Source organism: Vibrio sp. 1F253 (genome assembly GCF_041439295.1).
Classification (GTDB): domain Bacteria; phylum Pseudomonadota; class Gammaproteobacteria; order Enterobacterales; family Vibrionaceae; genus Vibrio; species Vibrio tasmaniensis_A.
In genome coordinates, this window is sequence record NZ_JBGONU010000011.1 from 63,616 (window position 1) to 84,791 (window position 21,176).

The window sequence follows — 21,176 nt, forward strand, 5'->3', positions numbered from 1 at the left end:
TTAACCCCTGTGTGAGGTGGGTGTGGTTCGTGCCTGCCATGCTAGATATGGCTGTGTCTGCTCTGAATTGACTAGGGTTTCACCAAAATATTCAATTCGCCCATCTGGCATCAGGTCTAGCCCTACATCCTCGTGATCAAGAATTCGAGCTAACGCTCTACATAGTTTCTCGACATTAATGTCAGCTTGTCTGATCTCAGTTGCATCTTGTAGCGTCAGTTGTGAGTTCGATGCATCAGAAATAGCAAGTTCTGCCTGCCTTAGTTCAATTTTCAGCTTTTTTATCTCGTTATTTAGAAGCCCAATCTTTGACCTATAGATAGCCTCTTGATGTACCCAGTTTTTAGGCTGAGGTTCTGCTAGGGAGCCAAGGCTATTCGTGCTAGGCGCGACTTTTATCAAGGCGGTCTCAAGGTATCCTCGGTAGTATCCACCCTTATCCTCACTTTTTAGAAGAGTGGAATAACCAATCCCTGTATCCCGCTCCAATTTTTTTGCAAGCTGATCCATATTAGAAATACCAGCCTTGAGACCAGGCGTTGCGATGTATGTATCTAGAGTTTTAGTAACCAACTCGATTCGCCCTTTCAGGGATTGTGTCCTTTTGTTAACCATTAGATAACGCCTTTGTTACATTGTTTTGTAGGGGACTTCTCATTAGAGGTTGAGTGTTTGATAAATCACTCTCGATAACATCCAGAATCTGAGATTTGGTAATAATATTCGCGTCTAGCATACTCATGATTGGGGACATAATATGTCGAGGGTCTAAGGAATCATTTACGAAACAGGCTTCAACCTTTTTCATGATCTCATCACTAGCGTTCTTAGAATCGTTTAGGATTTTCTTCTCAATCCTGGCTACAGTTTTTTGGATTTCAGGGCTATTCAGTGAAGGCACGTCACTCATACTGGTCATATGGTTGAGTAACAACTCAGCTAAAGACATTTTCAATGTTTCGCATGATATTGATTCTTTGAGCAGGCGAGGGGCAGGTACAACAAACTTATTAGTATTCTTTTTGCCTAGCAGACTGATCCGTGTTTGCTCAACAATCCTCAGAGCTGCCTGCCAACCGAGTAGCTCTGACTTTAAAACAGATTCGTTGCGTTTTAGCTGAGCCACTTCGACTTTATGTACAGTTTCGTCAGCAACTTTGTTTCGGTTTAAGTTAATCAGTGATGTCACATTAGTCTTCAAATCTAACTCAAGTCGTTGCACCATCCTTGAAATAGAAATCAGGTTATCTACATGGCAGATCTTTATTCGACAAACGCCGCATCGTTGATAACCACCATTTTCAGCTATGATTTCTGAGGGGCATTCCATATTGTGAACACAGATATGGGTTGATGAAAATGCGATCATGGATAAAGGAGTGGAGGCAACCAGATCCATACCAGTATCTTTAATGATTTCATCACCATCATCGTCAACAGTAACAATTGGAATCGATGTGAAACCGTACAGGCTCATCGTCTCTCTGGGGTTCTGCTTGAACGATTCCCGAACCTGCTCCTGTGAAACATCACTAGTGCACATAGGCATTATCTCATCCTTGTTTTTGTTACCGCGCACTACCATTAGGTTGGCTCTACGATACTCCCCGACCTTACGTGCTCGATCCTCTTCAGTCTCCCTGTTGTAATAGGCGGTTGTACTGATTTGCATGTGACCGATGTTTTTACTGACAGTCTCTATAGGTATATAACCAACCCTGTGGCTAACGTAGGTCGTTCGAGATGAGTGAGGAGTTAGTATCGCCAACAATTTCACACGATGCCCATCAGCATCAAATCCAAGAGTTCGATTTTTACCTGAAACCTTAGCTCGCGTGACGAATTCACTATCAGCAGTGATGGTTCTCTCTACTGTTTGTGCTGTCATAGAGTCTTTAGCGGATAGAGGCACCATTTTAACAAACTCACAACTTTCCATCATATCAGTGAAGGAGCTATTGATAATACCTTGAGAAATCGTAAGGAATATTTTCCAAATGTCGCTCCATACCAGTTCTGAAAATGCCTCTCCTGGTGCGTTGCGAAAAAGGACGTCTATCTCTTTCTCGTCATCATAAGGTACTAGGTGGTCAACATCTGTTCTCAAATTTTGAAATTCTCTTTCTGCTCTTAGCATTGCTATAACATCAATATGAGAACTGGCTTTCCATGGTTTGCGACGACTTTTATCAGTGCTTACCAATAGCTGAACAATACCGTCCTCATTTGCATCATCTACATATTTGTCGAAATGACGTTTGTCTAGGTAGCGGATATGTTTGTGTCGTATTCCTTGTTCAAGAGCTACAATAATACCCCTGATTGGCCCAAGTAATGGAGTGACTAACTGCGCCTTATCCGTATCTATGGTTCCATACTTAGTCATCGAAAATGGGTTCTCAATGATTTTCGAGGTTGCGTCCAGCCGCTTGTAGGAGTATTTCAGTTGATCATCGACGTACCAAACGATTGGGGAAAATCCTGCACAATCATGAGAGTAAACAGCTCTTCTTAGCGCTTTATTATTGTTCTCTCCAACACGAAGAGAGTCATGATAGTGCTCCAATGGCACTGCCCAGTGGAAAATATTGGCTAAAGGCTTACTCTCAGCAATATCACCGCTTAAAGGGGAGTTGTGTAATTGATATCTCAATATTCCAACAGGCGCAGTAATTTTAGCCCCAATTTCAATCAGCCTAAATGGGTTGTCAGTATGGTAGGAATTTACGGATCTGAAACCTAGCAGTTCAGGGGTATAACCTTCGAGAATTCGCTCTTGCAGGTATGAGCCAAATTTTTCTAGGGCGTAGCCTACTTGCAGAGATACTGCGTATTCATCCCGTGTAAATACATTCTTCACTGACTCGCTCAGAGAACCGAGTTTGATACCACGTTGCGACTTATGCCATGCATTAGTGAACTCCTTAGGTTGTAAGAGCTTACCAATGGAGCTTACGTGTTCGTTGTCAAAACGAAAATTGGTTTCAACAGAGTTTATGGCTGCTTTAACCCATGTAGCAACTGAAACCGACTTGCGCAGTAAAAACTCCCCTAATGTGCGAGGCCATTGGTCTGTGTCGATGTCCTGATTGGAAAACGAGCGAATTACGAACGTCTCCCTATCTAATTCTCTTAGTGTCGTAGGTGTGGATATAGCTTCGTTTTTAGCCTGTTCTGGATACATCGCGCACCAGCAGGATATGTACCCAAGGTACTGGTAGATTACATTCCAACCCCACTTAGGGTTACTAGAAGAGCTTGCAGTCATTGAGCTGAGGTGCTTGTCCTTGTACACATCCCAATTAGTGTGGTCAGGCTCATGAATCAAACCACGATTATAAAACTCCTGAGTTGATTGGTAGTCATTGTCAGCGAAGAACTCAAAAAGTGCTTCTTCATCCTGTTCGTACATAACCTCTTCAAGGTTGAATTGTGTAGCGGTGTTGAGTTGGAGCAGTTCAGATCTATAGGCATTAGTAATGGCGTGAGTATGACCAGATAGACTCTCCCGTTTATGACAGCCCAATCTTGAGGCGGCTGTTCTGAACTCATTAAACGCCGCTTTTGCACCTTTGAATGGCATTGTGTTGTTCGACAATTCCTTTAGTGTGTGTGCGTCACACGGCTTTTGGGAATCATACGTATCGTACAGACAGAATAGACGTGTTAGGTCGTCGTAGGAACTTACAGTTACGTCTTCTTGTGTGTGTAGTGTGCTACAGTAGAGGATGCCTGCTAATTTGTCATAGCACTTTCCATCCTCTCGTTCCAACAATGTTACTTCCAACGAAGGAGCATTACCTATGTCATTAATCAGTTCCGTAAACTCAAGTTGCAGATTTTCACAGTATTCGTCAGACGCGCCAAACATAGGGGGGCGAGAAAGATGGTTAAAAGATTTGAACTTACTAAACTCGCCAAACTTTTCGGAACTTAATTCCAAGTTGACAGTAATTGGAAGGACTACCAAGCCCTCTCTCCAAAGCTTAATAAGAATCAATCTGGAATATAGGATGACGGTTTGGTAGACACCTTTACTGATTTGTACCGACTCAATTCCTATTGATAGGAATAATTTTTCTATTTGATTAACGAACTCTACTGCTCCGTGATAACCCTTATAGTCAGGTTTTCGTGCATGGGCCTTTCTGGTAGTGAAATTGGCAGCGCTGGCTGTATGAGATGCAATATTCAGTAGAGTTTCTGTATCAGAGATGTTTGCTGCTATCTCACATATCACACAACGCACATCAGCCTTACCTATGCTGAGATTGGAGCTGCGATTCAGGATATCCATCTCTGGAACACAAAAATTTTTTTCAACACCTACATTGGAAAAAAACGTTGAGATCTGTCCCCCTAGTTGGAGGGCTATTTCAGTACAGCGTCTATCTGCTTTTTCTTTACCTGACGGGTAGTAGGCGGAACTAGTAGTGTTGAATATCATTATTAGTGTGCCTCCAATTTCATTAGCATCTCATTGACTTTTTTTGCTTTTTCGAGCAATGCATGATGTTCCGTTAACAACTTAGCCTTTTGATCGTCGAGGTTAAGGCGTGTGATATCACGAGATAATTTGTGTTGGCGACCCAGTTTCTCAGAGTCATCGCGTTTGTATTTTACGGTACTGGTGTAGTTGACATGACCTATCAGGTTACTGACATCTGGTATCTCATAACCAAATTCTAACTCTCCATCCTCGGTTAGACGTGGGCACTCTTTATGTAGATAGAAGACCAGAGCATGACGAGCGAAATGCGGCCCGTGAAGTGAGTTCTTTGAAATTCCAATTGCCATTAAGCCTTTTTTAAAACGCTTGACGATATTGGAGTGGCTACGTTTTTTGTCGGCACGTTGAGTCAGAAGATACGGCCGTCCCTTGTTTATGTTTTTTTCATAGGTGAACAAAAAATCGTGACTATAATCAGTGACCATATTCACTAGCAGCTTATCTAGTGATTTCCAAAATATCTCTTCAGCTACACCAAACAGGTGTACCTCATTGTTCAAAGTATTACGGCCTTTCCATGCTGAACATAGCATTTGTTCCTCTGTGGTTAGACCTCGCTTAGAAATATTTTTGGTCAAGAATATTCTTCGTTGCGTGAAATCGATGTGTTTGAGCTGGAGTATTAATGCCTCACTGATACGCAAGCCCCCTGCGAAAGCTAATGCGAATAGGGTGCGATCACGATCTGAAAGCGACTCCTGATTGAGAAATGACTCTATTTGCTCCTGTGTGATTGCGATCTTATCTCTGACAGGGGAGTCTTCAGAGGGCAGGCGCGAAAATACCTGACTTGTTTCACCATGCATATTTTGTAAACCTAGAATTCCTCCCAGTGCTGTGTATTTCTGCCAAAATAGCTTTTGTGCCTGTGATATCTCGGTAGAGTTCCAAACCTGTTTGAATATTGGTTGGTACTCAGACTCTGACGGTGAGATTCCCATGGATCGAATGAGTCTGTCATGTACCGCTCTGCCATACCGCTCAGAGATATTGATATAGTGCTCGATCGCATTTAAATGCACATTAACTGAATCATTCCCAAGCTTGGGGCGATATCCGTCCATCAGTGCTCTTATCGTCTGAAGCTCATGAGAGGCGTTAATTGGAACTGTTTTTTGAATGTATGCGGGATAGCTCGTGACCATCCTATGTGCATGATGCAGATTCAAGGGGGTGTCTGTTCCCATCACTCCTGCTTCATGTAAATAGTCGATAAATTTAATCACAGGATTTCGATACGTAGCTAGTGTGTTTGCACTCAGGTTTTGCTTTTTAGTGGTGGTCTCTGCTAGGCGATCCATTTCCTCCTCATATGCACGAAACTCATCGACCTCGGAACCGTTACTAACCCTATATAGGTGATGAGTAGTGGTCTCGATTAAACAAGAGTCTACAAAAGACTTTTGATGTTTAGTTTCGTATGTAAGATTCTTTAATTTCATGAGAGTTTGTATAACCCTTAAACTTGTATGTATATAACGTTAACTCACTGTAATTTAAAGATCAACTAAATGATTTTTTTATTAAATTCGTGAGAGCTACTTACTATAATACATAACGGACAAACACCATTCGTCACGTTTGGTTTCGGTCTTGGTGAAAGCTGGGGTTCAAAACTTATCCAGCAATCTATCTTGAAAAACCGCATCGCAGGTTTGGGTAAGAACCGCAAAACAGCGGTATTCCCTAAACTGGTATTTGCAATCAAAGATGGCTTGAACCACCAGAAGCAAGATCCAAACTACGACATCAAGCAATTAGCGCTTGAGTGTGCATCTAAGCGTATGTACCCAGACATTCTTAACTACGACAAAGTGGTAGAAGTGACAGGGTCATTTAAAACGCCTATGGGCTGCCGTAGCTTCTTGAATACTTACGAAGAAAACGGTGAGTTGATTCATGAAGGCCGTAACAACTTAGGTGTTGTTAGCTTGAACTTGCCACGTATTGCGATTAACGCAAAACAAGATATGGCTAAGTTCTACGAACTGCTTGATGAAAAATTGAAGCTAGCTCGTCGCGCTCTAGAAACTCGTATTTCGCGTTTAGAAAACGTGAAAGCGCGTGTTGCTCCAATCCTATACATGGAAGGTGCCTGTGGCGTTCGTTTGAAAGCAGACGATTCTATTGCCGATATCTTCAAGAATGGCCGTGCGTCTGTTTCTCTTGGTTACATTGGCATCCATGAAGCAATGACAGCACTTTACGGCACAGACGTTCACCTGTATGACGACGGCGAAATGCGTGCTAAAGCGCTTGAGCTGGTGGAGTACATGAAGCGAGAAGTGGAATCTTGGACAAAAGAGACAGGTTACGCGTTCAGCTTATACGGTACACCAAGTGAAAACCTATGCAGCCGTTTCTGTAGCATAGATACCAAAGAGTTTGGTGTAATTGATGGTGTAACTGACCGTGGCTACTACACAAACAGCTTCCACTTAGACGTACAGAAGAAAGTGAACCCATACGACAAGATCGATTTCGAGATGCCTTATCCAGAAATCTCTAGCGGTGGTTTCATCTGTTACGGCGAATTCCCGAACATGCAGAAGAACATCGAAGCGCTAGAAAACGTATGGGACTACAGTTACACACGTGTTCCTTACTACGGCACCAACACGCCAATTGATGAGTGCTACGAATGTGGCTACAACGGTGAGTTCGACTGTACAAGTAAAGGCTTTACGTGTCCTAAGTGTGGTAACCATGACTCAACCAAAGTGTCGGTAACGCGCCGCGTTTGTGGTTACCTTGGTAGCCCAGATGCACGACCATTTAACTTCGGTAAGCAAGAAGAAGTTAAACGTCGCGTGAAGCACCTTTAGTAAGCTCTAAGATCATTAGCTAGCTTACTAAAAAGAGCTAGGTTTCAAGAAACAAGATTGGTATCGGCGCTATGTCGATACCAATTCTTTTATTTCAGCTCTTACAGCATTTCGCTTCAAACTATTAAGCAATAACGAGTTTTCAATACTGCCTTATGAACTACCATCAATATCACCCAATCGACGTTGTAAACGGCCCAGGAACACGCTGCACTTTGTTTGTGTCGGGCTGTGTGCACCAGTGTCGCGGGTGTTATAACCAATCGACGCAAAGTTTGGACTCAGGGCACTTGTTCACTCAAGAACTGCAAGACCACATTATCGCTGATCTGAACGATCCGCGAATCAAGCGTCGTGGCTTGTCGCTTTCTGGTGGTGATCCTCTGCATCCTGCAAACGTATCTGAAGTGCTTCAGCTTGTTCAGCGTGTAAAAGCAGAGTGTGAAGGTAAAGACATCTGGGTGTGGACGGGTTACGAGCTCGACGAACTCGATGAAAATCAGAAGCAAGTGCTTGAATACGTCGATACTTTGATTGATGGTCGCTTTGAACAAGATAAAGCGGATCCAATGTTGGATTGGCGTGGTAGCTCAAACCAAATCATTCATCGATTTACTGACATATAACAGTTGTCGTGGCTTAGCACACTCGTAAAACGAAAAAGGGCGTCATGGTTAGCGCAATGCAACCAATCGGCCCTTGGGTGTGAGTTCTTTTCGTTTATTCGCTTAAACTACCATTCAAGCAACGACCTGATCTGGCTCTTCTATTAAGTTGTTGATCCATTTCTTAGAGTGAATCCGCTGGCTAGTTAAAGCTATCTTCGCTAGCTCTTCCAGCAGCACAATCATCAAAACCCATTCTAGAGACCAACCCAGTACCAAAGCGGTGAAATAGGCGAGGGGAATACCAATGGCCCACTGGCCGAATATGTCGATGAAGATGCTGTAGTTGATGTCTCCACCACTTTTCAGCACACCGCCAATGCCAACCATATTGAAGACTCTCAGTATCATGCCGAGTGCCATGACTAAGGTAACGTTAACGGCCGTATCTTTGAGCTCTAAGTGAGTAAGACCGATCATGTATACGATCGCGGGTTTGGCGATAAAGCACATTAACGCCAGTAAAGCAGCAAGCCCACAACTCACTAACACATAGCCCCAAGCTGTATTCTCGACACGTTGATAGTTCTTCGCACCGATCTCGTTACCTAGAATGATGGAAGCCGCAACCGCAAAACCCAAAAAAGCAGAGATCAAAATGCTTTCGACAGGCGATAGCAAGGAAATGATCGCAAGTTCTCCAACCCCCATTTGGCCAACAATAACGTTGTAAATAAGAATCCCGCCCGCCCACGCCGTGTCGTGAACCAACATAGGTATAGCCACCGTAAAGTACTTCTTTCTATGCTTCGGTAATAACGCATCTCGCCAATTGCTTAACGTCGGGAATAGGTGCGGGTAATGTTTTCTTGCCATAACAAGCAATGCAACCGTTTGAAAGAACCTAGACACCGTAGTACCAATTGCCGCACCAACCACACCCAGTTCTGGAAACCCAAACAAGCCGAAGATCAATAGGGCATTGAGAATTGCATTGACGATGATTGCCCAGATACTGATTTTGGTGGGGAGCTTGGCTTCGCCCACAGAACGAAGTGCACTCTCTAGCGGCACAACTACAGCGGTACCAATAAGGCTGGCTCCTGTTATCCAAAGGTAATCCGTTGCCAAGCGGACGTAATCAGGGTCTGAGGCCACCACAGACACGACTGATTCAGGAGCCAATGTATAGATGAACACAAAGGGCATGATGGCAAAAATCGAAAGTGCCCATGATTGCGCTAGTGTACGTCGAATTCCGTTGAAATCACCGGCACCAAAATATTGCGAAGCTAGCACGCTCACGGCTCCACTAATCCCCGATACCATGATCAAGTTGAAGAAGAAGATACGGTTGCCAACACCAACCGCGGCGGTTGCAGAATCACCAAGCTGATTGACCATAAAAATATCGACCACGCCAAGCAGTGAAAACAACATGGTTTGCAACGAGACTGGTAAACCTATGTGTAATAGTTTTTGCCAAAATTCTTTGTCTAAATGACGATATGTCGAGAGCATCGCATTTCCCCGGTAGTGATTATGCGAGAAGTTTATCGGCATTTGTTTTCGCTGTATTCTTCAGACTCATCACAAACTTTTGCCAAACTATCCACTTTGATAAGTTGGCCAATTGAATGAGTTAGCAGTGATATGAGTGATAAACAAGAAAGGTATGAGATCTCTGAAAAGACGCACCAAGAGTTTGTCGATCAAAGCCATGTTTTGGCATTTGAAGAGCTCGGTATCGTTCAATGTGGGACGGCGTCGTGTCGAGACTTCTTTTCGGTGTATCGTAAGAACCAACAGAAACACATGCTGTTGTATACCGTGAGAGGAAAAGGTTGGTTAGAAAGTGGGGCGTGTCGTTACATTTTAGAACCGGGTTCGTGCATTACTGTTCCAGCAGGAATAGAGAATGGTTTTGGTATTGAAGAGGAAACATGGCAGATCGCATGGATCTTTCTCTCGCCCGACAAGCTATGGGAAAATGTCGTCAATGATGAGGTGAGTTATACGCTGTCTCCGGCGGCAGAAGTCGTCTCGTCGTGCATTCATACTCTGTTGAGAAGTATTGCCTTACCCATAGATTTAGGTGGAGCGATTGCCACTCACAGCGTTGCCCAAATAGAGTTCATGATTAATGCGCCGGTTCCGCAGCAGCAATCACGAAATTTGATTCGCTTAAGGCGCGTATTCGACAACGTACAAAAACAGTTGCACAAAGAGTGGAATGTTCATGAACTCGCGAGCTTATTCCCGTGCTCAGAGCCACACTTCCATCGTTTGTGTCAGCGCTATTACTCACACAGCCCAATGACTCATATTATGCGTATGAGAATGGAATACGCTGCGCGGCTACTTAGATCGAGTGATTGGTCGATTCAACACATTGGTGAGATAGTAGGATATCCAAATGCCGCTAACTTTAGCACTCGGTTTAAAGCGTGGTCAGGAATGACACCAAGACAATTCAAACAAAGTGCACAATAGCGATCTTAATAGGGAGTATAGAAACATAAGACACATAGAAGCATAAGATACCTAGAAATACAGCGCTTTGAATTGTGCAATAGGTTATTAGGTGTTTGAAATTTGCACTGTTTATCCGTTTGAAATGACCAATCTCTAATTACTTCTGATTACTTATGGTAACTAAGCGCTTCTATTAAAAAATGTTTCTGATTTGTCTACGATAATGTTAACGTGAAACTCATACTTGAATTTCAAAGGGTTGTGACTTTCATGTTTTCACATCTACCAAAACCAACTTTAGATCCAATTCTATCTCTGTCTGTCGCTTACCGCGGCGATACTCGTACTGATAAAGTCGACTTAGGCATTGGCGTTTACAAAAACGACCAAGGTGAAACACCGATCATGAAAGCCGTCTCTAAGGCTCAAGATATCGTTGTTGAAACACAGAAAACCAAAGCTTATGTTGGCCTAGCAGGCTGTGAAGAGTTTAACCAAAGCATGGTTGATCTGTTGCTTAAAGGGACTTCTGCAATAGGTCGCGTTGCTGCGATTCAAACACCAGGTGCAAGTGGTGCACTTCGCATGTTGGGTGACTTGATGAAAGTCTCTCAACCAGACACAACGGTTTGGATTTCAAACCCAAGCTACGTTAACCACAAACCGGTGATGGAAGCTGCGGGCTTAAAAGTTAGATACTACAATTACTTCAGTCCGGAAACGAAGCAAGTTGATACGGCTAAAATGTTGGACGACCTTTCAAAAGCGGGTCCATCAGACGTGGTACTTCTTCACGGTTGCTGTCATAACCCAACGGGTGCTGACATTGATTTTGAAGCGTGGCAGGAAATTACTAAGTTATCGCAAAAGAATGGTTTCTTACCGTTTGTTGATATTGCCTACCAAGGGTTTGGTGATGGCCTAGAAGAAGACGCAAAAGGTCTTCAACATATGGCGAACAACGTAGAAGAGATGTTGATTACGACGTCATGTTCGAAAAACTTCGGTTTGTACCGTGAAAGAACGGGTGCCGCGATTGTTATCGGTAAGAACAGCGAACACGTAGGCAATGCTAAAGGTAAGCTACTGACACTGGCTCGTTCAACTTACACAATGCCGCCAGATCATGGTGCCGCGTTGGTTAAAACAATTCTTCAGAATCAAGAACTAACGACGATTTGGAAACAAGAGTTGAGTGAAATGCAGCAACGTTTGTTAAATCTGCGCCAAAGTTTATGTAATGAATTGCGAAATACTTACAACACGTCACAATTTGACTTCATCGAAAGCCATAAAGGCATGTTTAGTGTACTAGGCTTTAAAGAAACTCAAATGAATCAACTACGTGAAGAATATGGAGTCTATGGTGTTGGTGACGGACGCATCAATATCGCAGGCCTTTCTGAATCCCATATTCCTTATGTGGCTAAAGCGATAGCCAACGTTTCAAAATAGAAGGTGACTGAATGTATAATTGGAAAGCGATTGTAGTCTTAATGCTAAGTGGTGGCCTGTTTGCTTGTTCGACGACGACTCAAGTTCCTGTCGAGCCAGAGCAAAAGCCTCAAGTAGAACAACCTGTTGTCGATGACTCTTCTAAGACTGACACAACGGAAGGCGAGAAAGTAACGGAACCTACAGAGAAGCCTCAAGAAGTAAAACCAACGGAACCAGAAGCGAAACCAAAGCCTGAACAAAAACCGACTGCAAAACCAACCAAGACAAGCGATGGCAAACTGATTCTTGGCGAAGAGGAGTGGGTGTTTGTTCCTGGTCTTAAAGAAGCGTTTAAAGCACGAGTTGATACTGGTGCAACAACATCATCAATCAGTGCCGTTGATATTGTTGATTTCGAACGTGACGGTAAAGATTGGGTTAAGTTCAAAATTGAACATGACGGCATCACAACTGAAGAGATCAGCTTGCCGGTAGAGCGTTGGGTTAAGATCAAGCAGTCGAGCGCGGAAGGTACACAACGACGTGCTGTTGTTGTCGCTTCAATTCAAATCGGCGATCTAAAAGATAAGACTGAATTTACGCTAGCAGATCGAACGCATCTTTCTTTCCCAATTCTGTTGGGGAGAAGCTTCTTTAGAGATGTTGCCGTTGTCGATGTTGGTCAAAAATACGTTCAGAAAAAAGTAACTAAATAGCGTCAATCGGTATTCATTCGAATTAGAGTCTGATGCTTTTATTGATGGGAAATGAAATCCCTACTAATGGAATTAGTGGGGATTTTTTCTTTTTATGATGTAATAACCGACGAAATACACTTTATTGTGCGTTGTTCTTCATTCGTTCACTGTTTAACCTCGACAATGTGATCCTGATCTCTATATAATCCGCGCTTCGTTTTATGTTTAATCCATACTTTCGTACTTCTTATTTTGGCTGATTGAAATAGCCAAATAATTATCTGTCAGTACACGCTTAGGAATTAGTTCTTTGATATCTACCGCGAACATCACAATGCAATTTGGCGCAGAGCCGCTGTTTGAAAACATCTCTGCTAAATTTGGTAACGGAAACCGTTATGGTTTGATCGGCGCCAATGGTTGCGGAAAATCAACGTTCATGAAAATCCTAAGTGGCGCATTGACGCCAAGCTCGGGCAACGTTTCGATCACTCCTGGAGAAAAACTGGGTGTGCTAAGCCAAGATCAGTTCGCTTTTGAACAGTACAGCGTTATCGATGTAGTGATCATGGGTGACAAAAAACTGTGGGAAGTAAAACAAGAACGTGACCGTATTTACTCTTTGCCAGAAATGAGCGAAGACGATGGTATGAAAGTCGCTGAGCTTGAAAGTGAATTCGCGGAAATGGATGGCTACACAGCAGAAAGCCGTGCTGGTGATATCCTAATTCAAGCGGGTATCGAAGAAGAGTTCCATTTCGGCCTAATGCAACAAGTTGCTCCGGGTTGGAAACTGCGTGTGCTATTGGCACAGGCACTGTTTGCAAACCCAGATATCCTGCTTCTTGATGAACCAACCAACAACTTGGACATTCACACGATTAACTGGCTTGCTGAAGAGCTAAACCAGCGTAAATGTACAATGATCATCATTTCGCACGATAGACACTTCCTTAACTCTGTATGTACGCATATGGCGGATATCGACTACGGCGAGCTACGTGTTTACCCGGGTAACTACGAGTACTTCTTAGAAGCGTCTGGTTTGATTCGAGATCAACTTCTAGCGAGCAATGCTAAGAAAGCGGCAGAGATCAGCGAACTGCAAGACTTCGTAAACCGTTTTGGTGCGAACGCATCTAAAGCGAAACAAGCAAGTTCTCGCGCTAAGAAGATGGACAAGATCACGCTTGATGAAGTGAAATCATCGAGCCGCATGAGCCCATCCATTGATTTTGGTGAAGGCAAGAAACTACACCGTCAAGCGCTTGAACTTAAAGAGCTTGGTCACGGCTTCGATGGCGAAACACTGTTTGCTGGTGGTAACTTGCTGCTTGAAGCGGGTACACGTCTTGCTGTTATCGGTGAGAACGGTGTGGGTAAAACAACACTATTGAAATGCCTAGTTCAAGAGTTAGAACAAAACGAAGGTATCGTTAAATGGTCTGAAAACGCATCAGTAGGCTACTGCCCACAAGATAGCACGTCTGACTTTGATAACGACCTGAGTATCTTCGATTGGATCTCACAATGGCGTACAGTGAAGCACGATGACCTTATGGTGCGTGGTATTCTAGGTCGTCTATTGTTTACTGCTGATGATGCGAACAAGAAAGCGCGTAACTGTTCTGGTGGAGAGAAAAACCGTCTGTTATTCGGCAAGCTAATGATGCAAGACATCAACGTGCTTGTGATGGACGAACCAACGAACCACATGGACATGGAAGCAATCCAAGCCCTGAACGACGCATTGAAGGTTTACACGGGGACGCTTATCTTTGTAAGCCATGACCGTGAGTTCGTTTCTTCGCTAGCAACACGCATCATTGATGTAAAAGACCAACAATTAGTGAGCTTCCAAGGTACTTATGAAGAGTACTTGGATCATCAGAAAAAGATGCTGATGGTTAGCTTATAACAGTCTTAGTCGGCCTATAACCGTATTTGTTGACCTATAGTTGCATTAGTAATTAGGTAAACGGCTAGCAGCTAACTGTTTATTTGCTAACTATAATAAGAAAGTAATGAGAATAAGAAAGCCCCCGAACACAATAGTGGTCGGGGGCTTTTGTCGTTCTGATGTTGGTTCTAATTTTAAACGCGGTTAAACAACATTGTTTAACCGCGCTCAAGAGCTAGAACGAATTATCCGTACGTCTAGTATTTAAACAATTGAACTTGAGTATTCAACTGTTGAGCAATACCGCGCAACTCTTCAGACAAGTGACGAGAGTTATCAGCCTCAGTAGACATGTTTTCTGATACATCATTAACCAACTGAATATTCTTACTGACTTCACCGGTAACCGATCTTTGCTCAGAAGCAGCATTCGAGATATGTGAAGCCATCTCTGAGATCTGTTGAATCGATGTCGCGATCTCTTCCAGTGCAATAGTCGCATTGTTTGCATCATCGACACTTGATTGCGCCAAGTCTTGGCTACGTTGCATTGATTCAACCGCACTGACGCTGTTTTTCTGAAGAGTCTCGATCATTTCGCGAATCTCGTCTGTAGAACTGTGAGTACGTTGAGAAAGAACACGAACTTCATCTGCCACAACCGCAAAACCGCGACCTTGCTCACCCGCACGTGCCGCTTCAATCGCTGCGTTTAAGGCAAGTAGGTTAGTTTGTTCTGCAATATCAGAAATGGTTGATAGAATAGTGTTGATGTCTAACGCATTTTTCTCAACTTCTTGAATGATTCCTGAAGCGTTCTCAACTTGTTGAGCAAGGCTAGTGATCGAATCTTGGTTGCGAATGATGACTTGCTTACCTTGTTCACAATTCTCTGTTGAACTGATCGCTGAATCAGCCGTCATTTGCGCGTTGTTTGCTACTTCTTCTGCTGTTGCCGACATTTCATGTACGGCTGTGGCAATCTGAGAAATTTCGTGAAGTTGGACTGATAGACCTTCACTTGTTTGACGAGCGACATTGGTACTAATTTCAGATTGCTGATTAAGCTGGTTTGAAGAGCCCGCAATATCACGCACTATCTCTTGAAGTTTTGCTATGAATGCGTTGACGTGATGCGCTAGAGTGCCAATCTCGTCTTTACTATGAACAGTCATACGCTGTGTTAAGTCGCCGTCACCTTTGGACAATGCTTCCATTGCCGAGCTTAGTGTCGTTAATGGCGACAGTGCTTTCTTGATGATAAACATCGCAACAAATGCGATTACAGCAAGTTGTATTAGACCAAATATTACCGACTGACGAACTAATGAATAGTAAGAAGCAAAAGAGTGATCTTTATCTATAACAACAGTGAAGTACCAGTCTGTATGAGGAACTTTCTGAGCAGAAAGAAGGGAGTCGGTACCTTTAATGGTTAACTCTTCAAATTCTGGATTTTGCGCAAGTGATTTGATTTTCTGAGCAGAAAGGTTGTTTGAAATATTAGAAACAGGCTTTAGCGTTAGGCCACGGTCTCTATGGGCAACAATGTTACCTTTACCATCGACAAGAAAAGCGTAAACACCAGGTTGCTCGATACTTACAATATCATTAATGAGGGTGTTTAAGTTCAGGTCTGCACCAATAACACCAGATAAACCGTTGGTATTGAATGGGCTTGCAATTGTTACCACTAGGTCATTCGTAGCTACATCAACATAGGGTTCAGTGACCACTGTTTGACCTGCCGCCATAGGCGCTTTGTACCAATCTCGAGTACGTGGGTCGTAGTCTTGCGGTACTGGCAAATCACCACCTAGAAGAAAGCGACCGTCAGAAAGCCCTGCGTAGGCAATTTGAAACTTACCGGCACTTGTACTTTGAGTTAAATAGCTGGTTGGGTCATCGGTAAAAGTAAATGAATTTTTCGCTGCATTTACAACGTTAATTCGGCCTTCAATCCATTTTTCTATACCCGATACCGTTGTATCAGTTAGTGTATTTGAATATTGCTGAATGGAACGATAGGTTTCGTTAAGAAGTTGCTTACCTGTTACATAAGTCTGAATCATAGTCATTGCGAAAATAATGACAACAAACATCAATGTTAATTTGTTCTTGATTGAAATATTGCTAACACCCATTTACGGTACTTCACTCTATTAGAAATTTGGAAGAGAGTAGCAGTACGCCGTATTACCGTAAAGATATTTTATTACTGATTTTTATCAATAAATGAATAGTATAAAAATGAGTTATAAACGGAAGTGACGAGAAAGGGTGATTTTCGAGGATTTTAAGCTAAATGTTTAGTTTTTAGTTGCAAAATCAGCCATTAAGGCCAATAGGTCACGAGACTATTAGCCTTTAAGTTACCGTTTAAACAATCGAATTTAACATTTGATCACTGATGGATCATAAGTGTTGAATAGACTTAAAAGCCAAATCGAGCTGACATTAAGAACTGGTGTCCGTAAGTACCGTTATTTCGAAGGTCTATACCTACTGAAAGCTGTTCTGTTGAGTGGAAGCGAGCCCCTACACCGACAATTGAACTCGTGTCGTCGCTGTCGACGAGTTGACCAAGGCGGGCGTTAACTTCAATGTTTGCCAGCAACCAAGCTCTTAAACCAATATTGATTTCAGTTTTAATGTGGTTACCATCATTACGTTCGATGTTGTGCAGTAACATCTGTCCAGTAATATCAGCCAACTGATTAATTGGGCCGTTGAACCCCATACCTACAGCCGCATCCCAATCCCCTTCAAATTCAGAATCGATTCGAGCAACAAAGTGTGAGTTTTGAGTGAACATTGTTGTGACTTCGCCACCAAATGTACTAGGGCTAATACCTGTGCGTAGCTCAAATGTATTGTAGTTAAAGTTGTTTGCATACGCAGAGAATGAACACAGTGTAACCAACCCCAAAAGGACCGTCTTGTTTGCGCTACCTAGCATGGTGACTCCATATTAATTATATTTTTCGGCATTATAATGCAAAAAAGCCTGCAATATGCAGGCCATTTGTTATAAATCATGTCTTTGAAGTCGACGGTACGGAGTTCGTATCTTACAAAACTTGAATATGATCTACTTCGATCTCTGGCGTTTTACCACCTTCGTATTCGCCAAATATACGAACTTTTGTATCTGCGGTGAGCGGTTGCGCTAGAAGGATATCGTCATCCAGTTCGATCTGAATTTCACTCTGACCATCAGAGAATACGAACGTATCGTTCTTTAGTTGACGAACAATCTTGCCATCTACGATTGCTTCTTGCTCTGCGAACATGCTGGTGTCTGCTAGTAGAGTCGCAACTGAAACGGTTTCAATCGGTCCCGTGTACGCAATAGCGCTCTGATGCTTGTGGTTACTGTCGCTATTGTTGTGATTACTGTCGCTGTGATGGTCACTAGCCATTGCGAAAGTAGGAGCGAGGATAATAGTAGATGCGATAGCTAATACAGTTTTTTTCATGGTGAATCCCTTAATGTTGTTTTTATTAGAAACGTTTTTCTTAATTTGAAACGTTTCTTTTCGTGAGTGCGCTTATTTGTTTGTAAGCTTCGTTTCGATGGAGCTATTAAACAACACTGGGGTTGAATCCAGAGTGAGTAACACATTCATTTTCCATTCATTTTATTGAGCATCTACACGACAATGACGTTAAGATGGAGGCAGAGAAATATTGCCCACAGCTATAAATTGAAAATTAAGAAATAAAGGATTTAAGTACAGATGCGATCACCGTTAAACGCCCTTATGGTTCAAGGGACAACGTCAGATGCCGGAAAAAGTGTTTTGGTGGCAGGTTTATGCCGTGTTTTGGCAAGGAAAGGCATCAAAGTGGCACCTTTTAAGCCTCAAAATATGGCGCTAAATAGCGCAGTGACAAAAGATGGTGGCGAAATTGGTCGTGCTCAAGCGGTTCAGGCACAAGCTTGTAATATTGAGCCTACCGTCCATATGAATCCTGTATTGCTAAAACCCAATTCAGATACGGGTGCGCAAGTGATTCTACAAGGAAGAGCACTGACGAATATGGAAGCGACCGGATATCACGACTACAAGAAAGTTGCGATGAATTCGGTTATCGATTCGTTTGATCGACTTTCTGAAGAATACCAAAGCGTGATGATTGAAGGTGCGGGCAGTCCCGCAGAGATAAATCTTCGAGAAAACGATATCGCGAACATGGGCTTTGCTGAAAAGGCAGACATCCCAGTGATCATCGTTGCTGATATTGATCGTGGCGGCGTTTTTGCACACCTCTACGGCACATTAGCTCTATTATCTGAATCTGAACAAGCGCGCGTAAAAGGCTTTGTGATAAACCGTTTTAGAGGCGATATTGCGTTACTTCAATCTGGTTTAGATTGGCTAGAAGAGAAAACAGGTAAGCCTGTGATAGGGGTTTTGCCTTATCTGCATGGTTTTAACTTAGAAGCGGAAGATGCCATTACCTCAGCCCAAGAGTCTGATGGAGAAGCTAAACTTAAGGTTGTAGTGCCAGTACTAACTCGAATCAGTAACCATACAGACTTTGACGCTCTGCGACTTAACCCGTCGATTGATTTACGTTACGTAGGCAAAGGCGAGCGCCTGAACAACGCTGATTTGATTGTATTGCCGGGAACAAAATCGGTAAGAGCCGATTTGGAATACCTAAAACAGCAAGGTTGGGATAAAGATATTCAGCGTCATCTTCGCTTGGGCGGGAAAGTGATGGGTATTTGTGGCGGTTATCAGATGCTAGGGAATATCATCCACGACCCAGATGGCGTTGAAGGGAAATCTGGAAGCAGTGAAGGGTTGGGGTATCTTGATACTGAAACGACACTAACACAGCAGAAAACTTTAACCAATGTGTGTGGAACCATGACACTTGATGGCAAAACTGCACAAGTAAAAGGGTATGAAATCCACGTAGGTAGGACTGATGTCAATGAAACGGTATTACCGGTTCAGTTAGAATCTGGCAGTGTTGATGGTGCTGTGAATCAAGATAACTCAATTTTTGGTACTTACCTGCATGGCGTATTCGATAACAGTGATGCATTGTCGCTTATTTGCGAATGGGCAGGTGCTAATGATGTGACAGCGATTGACCATGAACAGCTTAAAGAGTTGGGTATCAATCGAATCGCTGATGCCATCGAAGATCACTTGAACCTTGACCTGCTTTGGCCTGAATTAACAGCTTAGGCCGTAACTTAGAAGTTAGCTCAAGAATTTAAACGAACAATAGATTAAATGAGAATAATGAAAAAACGAGTCATCCTTTTAACTATCGTCTTAGTTTCAGCACTGAGTTCTACTCATCTTTTGGCTGCTGAAAAACTACGAGTTTATGCTGCATCGTCGATGACGAACGCGGTTAACTTGTTGGTTGAAGAGTTTGAGAAAGATCATTCTGTCGATGTTATTCAAGTGTATGCGAGCACGTCGTCTTTGGTGCGCCAAATTGAACGAGGTGCGCCAGCAGACATTTTTATCTCGGCAAACGAAAAATGGATGACGCATTTAGTCGATCGCCAATTGGTTGCTAGTGACAATGTCACAAACTTGTGCGAAAACGAACTCGTGTTAATTTCCCCGAAAGAGACGCCAATATCTTTGGGCCTCTCAAGCGGTGACCAATGGGCTAAACTTCTAATGAATGAAAGACTTGCAGTTGGCAACACCATGTCGGTTCCTGCGGGTATCTATGCGAAAGAAGCGCTAGAAACGTTAGGTGTATGGGACGATGTGAAGACTCGATTGGCACCAAGTAACAATGTACGTATGGCATTGGCTTTGGTAGAGCGTAGTGAAGCTAAGCTTGGCATTGTTTACAAAACAGATGCATTGCTATCTAAAGAAGTGAACCTAGTGTCGACGTTCCCATCAGATTTACATACGTCAATACGTTACCCTGTAGCGAAATTGAGCGATAAAGTCGTCGCAGAACAGTTCTATACTTTCCTAAAGAGCGAAAAAGCGAAGGACACCTTGAACAGTTTTGGATTTGAAGTGCGTTAAATGATGTATCTATCGGAATACGAATACCAAGCCTTAATGCTGAGCTTGAAAGTCGCTGGTTTTGCCATCTTGTGGCTTATTCCAATCGGCATCGGCTTGGCATGGCTGCTTGCTAAGAAACAATTTGTGGGCAAAAGCATTGTAGAAAGTATTGTCCATTTGCCTTTGGTGCTTCCACCTGTGGTCATCGGTTATTTGCTGCTAGTGATGATGGGTAGACAAGGCGTTATTGGCTCTTGGCTTAATGACGTGTTTGGTATTGTATTCAGCTTTAGTTGGAAGGGCGCTGCTCTAGCGTGTGTGGTCGTAGCGTTGCCTCTGATGGTACGTTCTATACGACTGAGCTTAGAAACCGTAGACAGTAAACTTGAAGAGGCCGCAGCTACATTGGGCGCTTCACCGCTTCGTGTGTTCTTCACTATTACATTACCGCTGATGATCCCAGGGATCATTACTGGCACCATGCTTTCATTCGCAAGAAGTCTGGGTGAATTTGGTGCGACCATCAGCTTCGTTTCAAATATTCCCGGTGAAACTCAAACCATCCCTTTAGCCATGTATACCTTTATTGAAACCCCAGGAGCAGAAATGGAAGCCGCACGTTTGTGTGTCATTTCTATTGTGATCGCACTGAGTTCACTGATGCTTTCTGAATGGCTCAACAAAAAGTCAGCAAAACGTTTGGGGGGCAACGCATGAGTCG

The 21,176-nt window shown here is 43.1% G+C and carries 15 protein-coding genes and 1 pseudogene; 9 read left to right on the plus strand and 7 right to left on the minus strand.

The window, feature by feature from the left end; genetic code table 11:
- The 3 genes from ACED28_RS08080 to ACED28_RS08090 are packed head-to-tail and all read right to left on the minus strand — an operon-like array spanning window position 1 to window position 5,811.
- Window positions 1–615 carry a hypothetical protein gene (locus ACED28_RS08080; RefSeq protein WP_017098258.1) on the minus strand — a complete coding sequence of 205 codons (615 nt, stop codon included), beginning with the start codon at window positions 613–615 and terminating at the stop codon, window positions 1–3.
- Window positions 608–4,447, minus strand: coding sequence for a hypothetical protein (locus tag ACED28_RS08085; protein WP_017098259.1), 3,840 nt, complete (start codon window positions 4,445–4,447; stop codon window positions 608–610). Before ACED28_RS08085 ends, ACED28_RS08080 begins: the two co-directional genes overlap by 8 nt.
- Window positions 4,448–4,449: 2 nt before the next feature.
- Window positions 4,450–5,811, minus strand: coding sequence for a site-specific integrase (locus ACED28_RS08090; RefSeq protein ID WP_157936319.1), 1,362 nt, complete (start codon window positions 5,809–5,811; stop codon window positions 4,450–4,452).
- A gap of 255 nt (window positions 5,812–6,066) precedes the next feature.
- Here ACED28_RS08090 and nrdD point away from each other — a divergent pair.
- Window positions 6,067–7,335, plus strand: a pseudogene (nrdD, locus tag ACED28_RS08095) (anaerobic ribonucleoside-triphosphate reductase); the annotation flags it as partial.
- A gap of 155 nt (window positions 7,336–7,490) precedes the next feature.
- Window positions 7,491–7,961, plus strand: coding sequence for an anaerobic ribonucleoside-triphosphate reductase-activating protein (gene nrdG, locus ACED28_RS08100; protein WP_009845339.1), 471 nt, complete (start codon window positions 7,491–7,493; stop codon window positions 7,959–7,961).
- Window positions 7,962–8,075: 114 nt separating this feature from the next.
- Here nrdG and ACED28_RS08105 read toward each other — a convergent pair whose 3' ends face one another.
- A complete protein-coding gene (locus ACED28_RS08105) occupies window positions 8,076–9,503 on the minus strand; it encodes an MATE family efflux transporter (protein ID WP_371709613.1) in 1,428 nt (475 codons plus the stop codon).
- A 90-nt stretch (window positions 9,504–9,593) separates the two neighbouring features.
- On the opposite strand from ACED28_RS08105, the gene ACED28_RS08110 reads away from it, so the two are divergent.
- The 4 genes from ACED28_RS08110 to ACED28_RS08125 all read left to right on the plus strand — a co-directional run bounded on the left by ACED28_RS08110 (window position 9,594) and on the right by ACED28_RS08125 (window position 14,468).
- The gene (locus ACED28_RS08110; protein ID WP_017098263.1) at window positions 9,594–10,433 is read left to right on the plus strand and encodes an AraC family transcriptional regulator; all 840 of its coding nucleotides are present in this window, start codon (window positions 9,594–9,596) and stop codon (window positions 10,431–10,433) included.
- Between the two features lie 252 nt (window positions 10,434–10,685).
- Entirely contained in the window at window positions 10,686–11,870 is a 1,185-nt protein-coding gene (locus ACED28_RS08115) for an amino acid aminotransferase (protein WP_371709614.1), read from the plus strand.
- An 11-nt stretch (window positions 11,871–11,881) separates the two neighbouring features.
- Window positions 11,882–12,568: a RimK/LysX family protein gene (locus tag ACED28_RS08120; protein ID WP_371709615.1), complete on the plus strand. Its 687-nt coding sequence runs from the start codon at window positions 11,882–11,884 to the stop codon at window positions 12,566–12,568.
- A gap of 292 nt (window positions 12,569–12,860) precedes the next feature.
- On the plus strand, window positions 12,861–14,468 hold the full coding sequence (locus ACED28_RS08125; protein ID WP_371709616.1) for an ABC-F family ATPase: 1,608 nt from the start codon (window positions 12,861–12,863) through the stop codon (window positions 14,466–14,468).
- A 239-nt stretch (window positions 14,469–14,707) separates the two neighbouring features.
- Here ACED28_RS08125 and ACED28_RS08130 read toward each other — a convergent pair whose 3' ends face one another.
- The 3 genes from ACED28_RS08130 to ACED28_RS08140 all read right to left on the minus strand — a co-directional run bounded on the left by ACED28_RS08130 (window position 14,708) and on the right by ACED28_RS08140 (window position 17,929).
- Window positions 14,708–16,594 carry a methyl-accepting chemotaxis protein gene (locus ACED28_RS08130; protein WP_371709617.1) on the minus strand — a complete coding sequence of 629 codons (1,887 nt, stop codon included), beginning with the start codon at window positions 16,592–16,594 and terminating at the stop codon, window positions 14,708–14,710.
- Window positions 16,595–16,884: 290 nt separating this feature from the next.
- The gene (locus tag ACED28_RS08135) at window positions 16,885–17,409 is read right to left on the minus strand and encodes a hypothetical protein (protein ID WP_009845348.1); all 525 of its coding nucleotides are present in this window, start codon (window positions 17,407–17,409) and stop codon (window positions 16,885–16,887) included.
- Window positions 17,410–17,521: 112 nt separating this feature from the next.
- Complete coding sequence (locus ACED28_RS08140) at window positions 17,522–17,929, minus strand: YgiW/YdeI family stress tolerance OB fold protein (RefSeq protein WP_102249595.1); 408 nt, start codon at window positions 17,927–17,929, stop codon at window positions 17,522–17,524.
- 261 nt (window positions 17,930–18,190) lie between these two features.
- Here ACED28_RS08140 and ACED28_RS08145 point away from each other — a divergent pair, with 261 nt between their 5' ends.
- The 3 genes from ACED28_RS08145 to modB are packed head-to-tail and all read left to right on the plus strand — an operon-like array spanning window position 18,191 to window position 21,172.
- Window positions 18,191–19,657, plus strand: coding sequence for a cobyric acid synthase (locus tag ACED28_RS08145; protein WP_102582277.1), 1,467 nt, complete (start codon window positions 18,191–18,193; stop codon window positions 19,655–19,657).
- Window positions 19,658–19,714: 57 nt separating this feature from the next.
- Window positions 19,715–20,473 (plus strand): molybdate ABC transporter substrate-binding protein, encoded by a 759-nt coding sequence (gene modA, locus ACED28_RS08150; protein WP_371709618.1) that lies wholly within the window; start codon window positions 19,715–19,717, stop codon window positions 20,471–20,473.
- Window positions 20,474–21,172 carry a molybdate ABC transporter permease subunit gene (gene modB / locus ACED28_RS08155; protein ID WP_017102126.1) on the plus strand — a complete coding sequence of 233 codons (699 nt, stop codon included), beginning with the start codon at window positions 20,474–20,476 and terminating at the stop codon, window positions 21,170–21,172. It begins immediately after the preceding gene.
- The last annotated feature ends 4 nt before the right edge of the window (window positions 21,173–21,176 follow it).

Bases quoted from the DNA above. Each gene is read 5' to 3' on its own strand.
- ACED28_RS08080 (WP_017098258.1), bottom strand. From the start codon at position 615: ATGGTTAACAAAAGGACACAATCCCTGAAAGGGCGAATCGAGTTGGTT.
- modB (WP_017102126.1), top strand. From the start codon at position 20,474: ATGATGTATCTATCGGAATACGAATACCAAGCCTTAATGCTGAGCTTG.
- ACED28_RS08140 (WP_102249595.1), bottom strand. From the start codon at position 17,929: ATGAAAAAAACTGTATTAGCTATCGCATCTACTATTATCCTCGCTCCT.
- ACED28_RS08110 (WP_017098263.1), top strand. From the start codon at position 9,594: ATGAGTGATAAACAAGAAAGGTATGAGATCTCTGAAAAGACGCACCAA.
- ACED28_RS08135 (WP_009845348.1), bottom strand. From the start codon at position 17,409: ATGCTAGGTAGCGCAAACAAGACGGTCCTTTTGGGGTTGGTTACACTG.
- ACED28_RS08120 (WP_371709615.1), top strand. From the start codon at position 11,882: ATGTATAATTGGAAAGCGATTGTAGTCTTAATGCTAAGTGGTGGCCTG.
- nrdG (WP_009845339.1), top strand. From the start codon at position 7,491: ATGAACTACCATCAATATCACCCAATCGACGTTGTAAACGGCCCAGGA.
- ACED28_RS08115 (WP_371709614.1), top strand. From the start codon at position 10,686: ATGTTTTCACATCTACCAAAACCAACTTTAGATCCAATTCTATCTCTG.
- ACED28_RS08085 (WP_017098259.1), bottom strand. From the start codon at position 4,447: ATGATATTCAACACTACTAGTTCCGCCTACTACCCGTCAGGTAAAGAA.
- ACED28_RS08090 (WP_157936319.1), bottom strand. From the start codon at position 5,811: ATGGATCGCCTAGCAGAGACCACCACTAAAAAGCAAAACCTGAGTGCA.
- ACED28_RS08105 (WP_371709613.1), bottom strand. From the start codon at position 9,503: ATGCCGATAAACTTCTCGCATAATCACTACCGGGGAAATGCGATGCTC.
- modA (WP_371709618.1), top strand. From the start codon at position 19,715: ATGAAAAAACGAGTCATCCTTTTAACTATCGTCTTAGTTTCAGCACTG.
- ACED28_RS08145 (WP_102582277.1), top strand. From the start codon at position 18,191: ATGCGATCACCGTTAAACGCCCTTATGGTTCAAGGGACAACGTCAGAT.
- ACED28_RS08130 (WP_371709617.1), bottom strand. From the start codon at position 16,594: ATGGGTGTTAGCAATATTTCAATCAAGAACAAATTAACATTGATGTTT.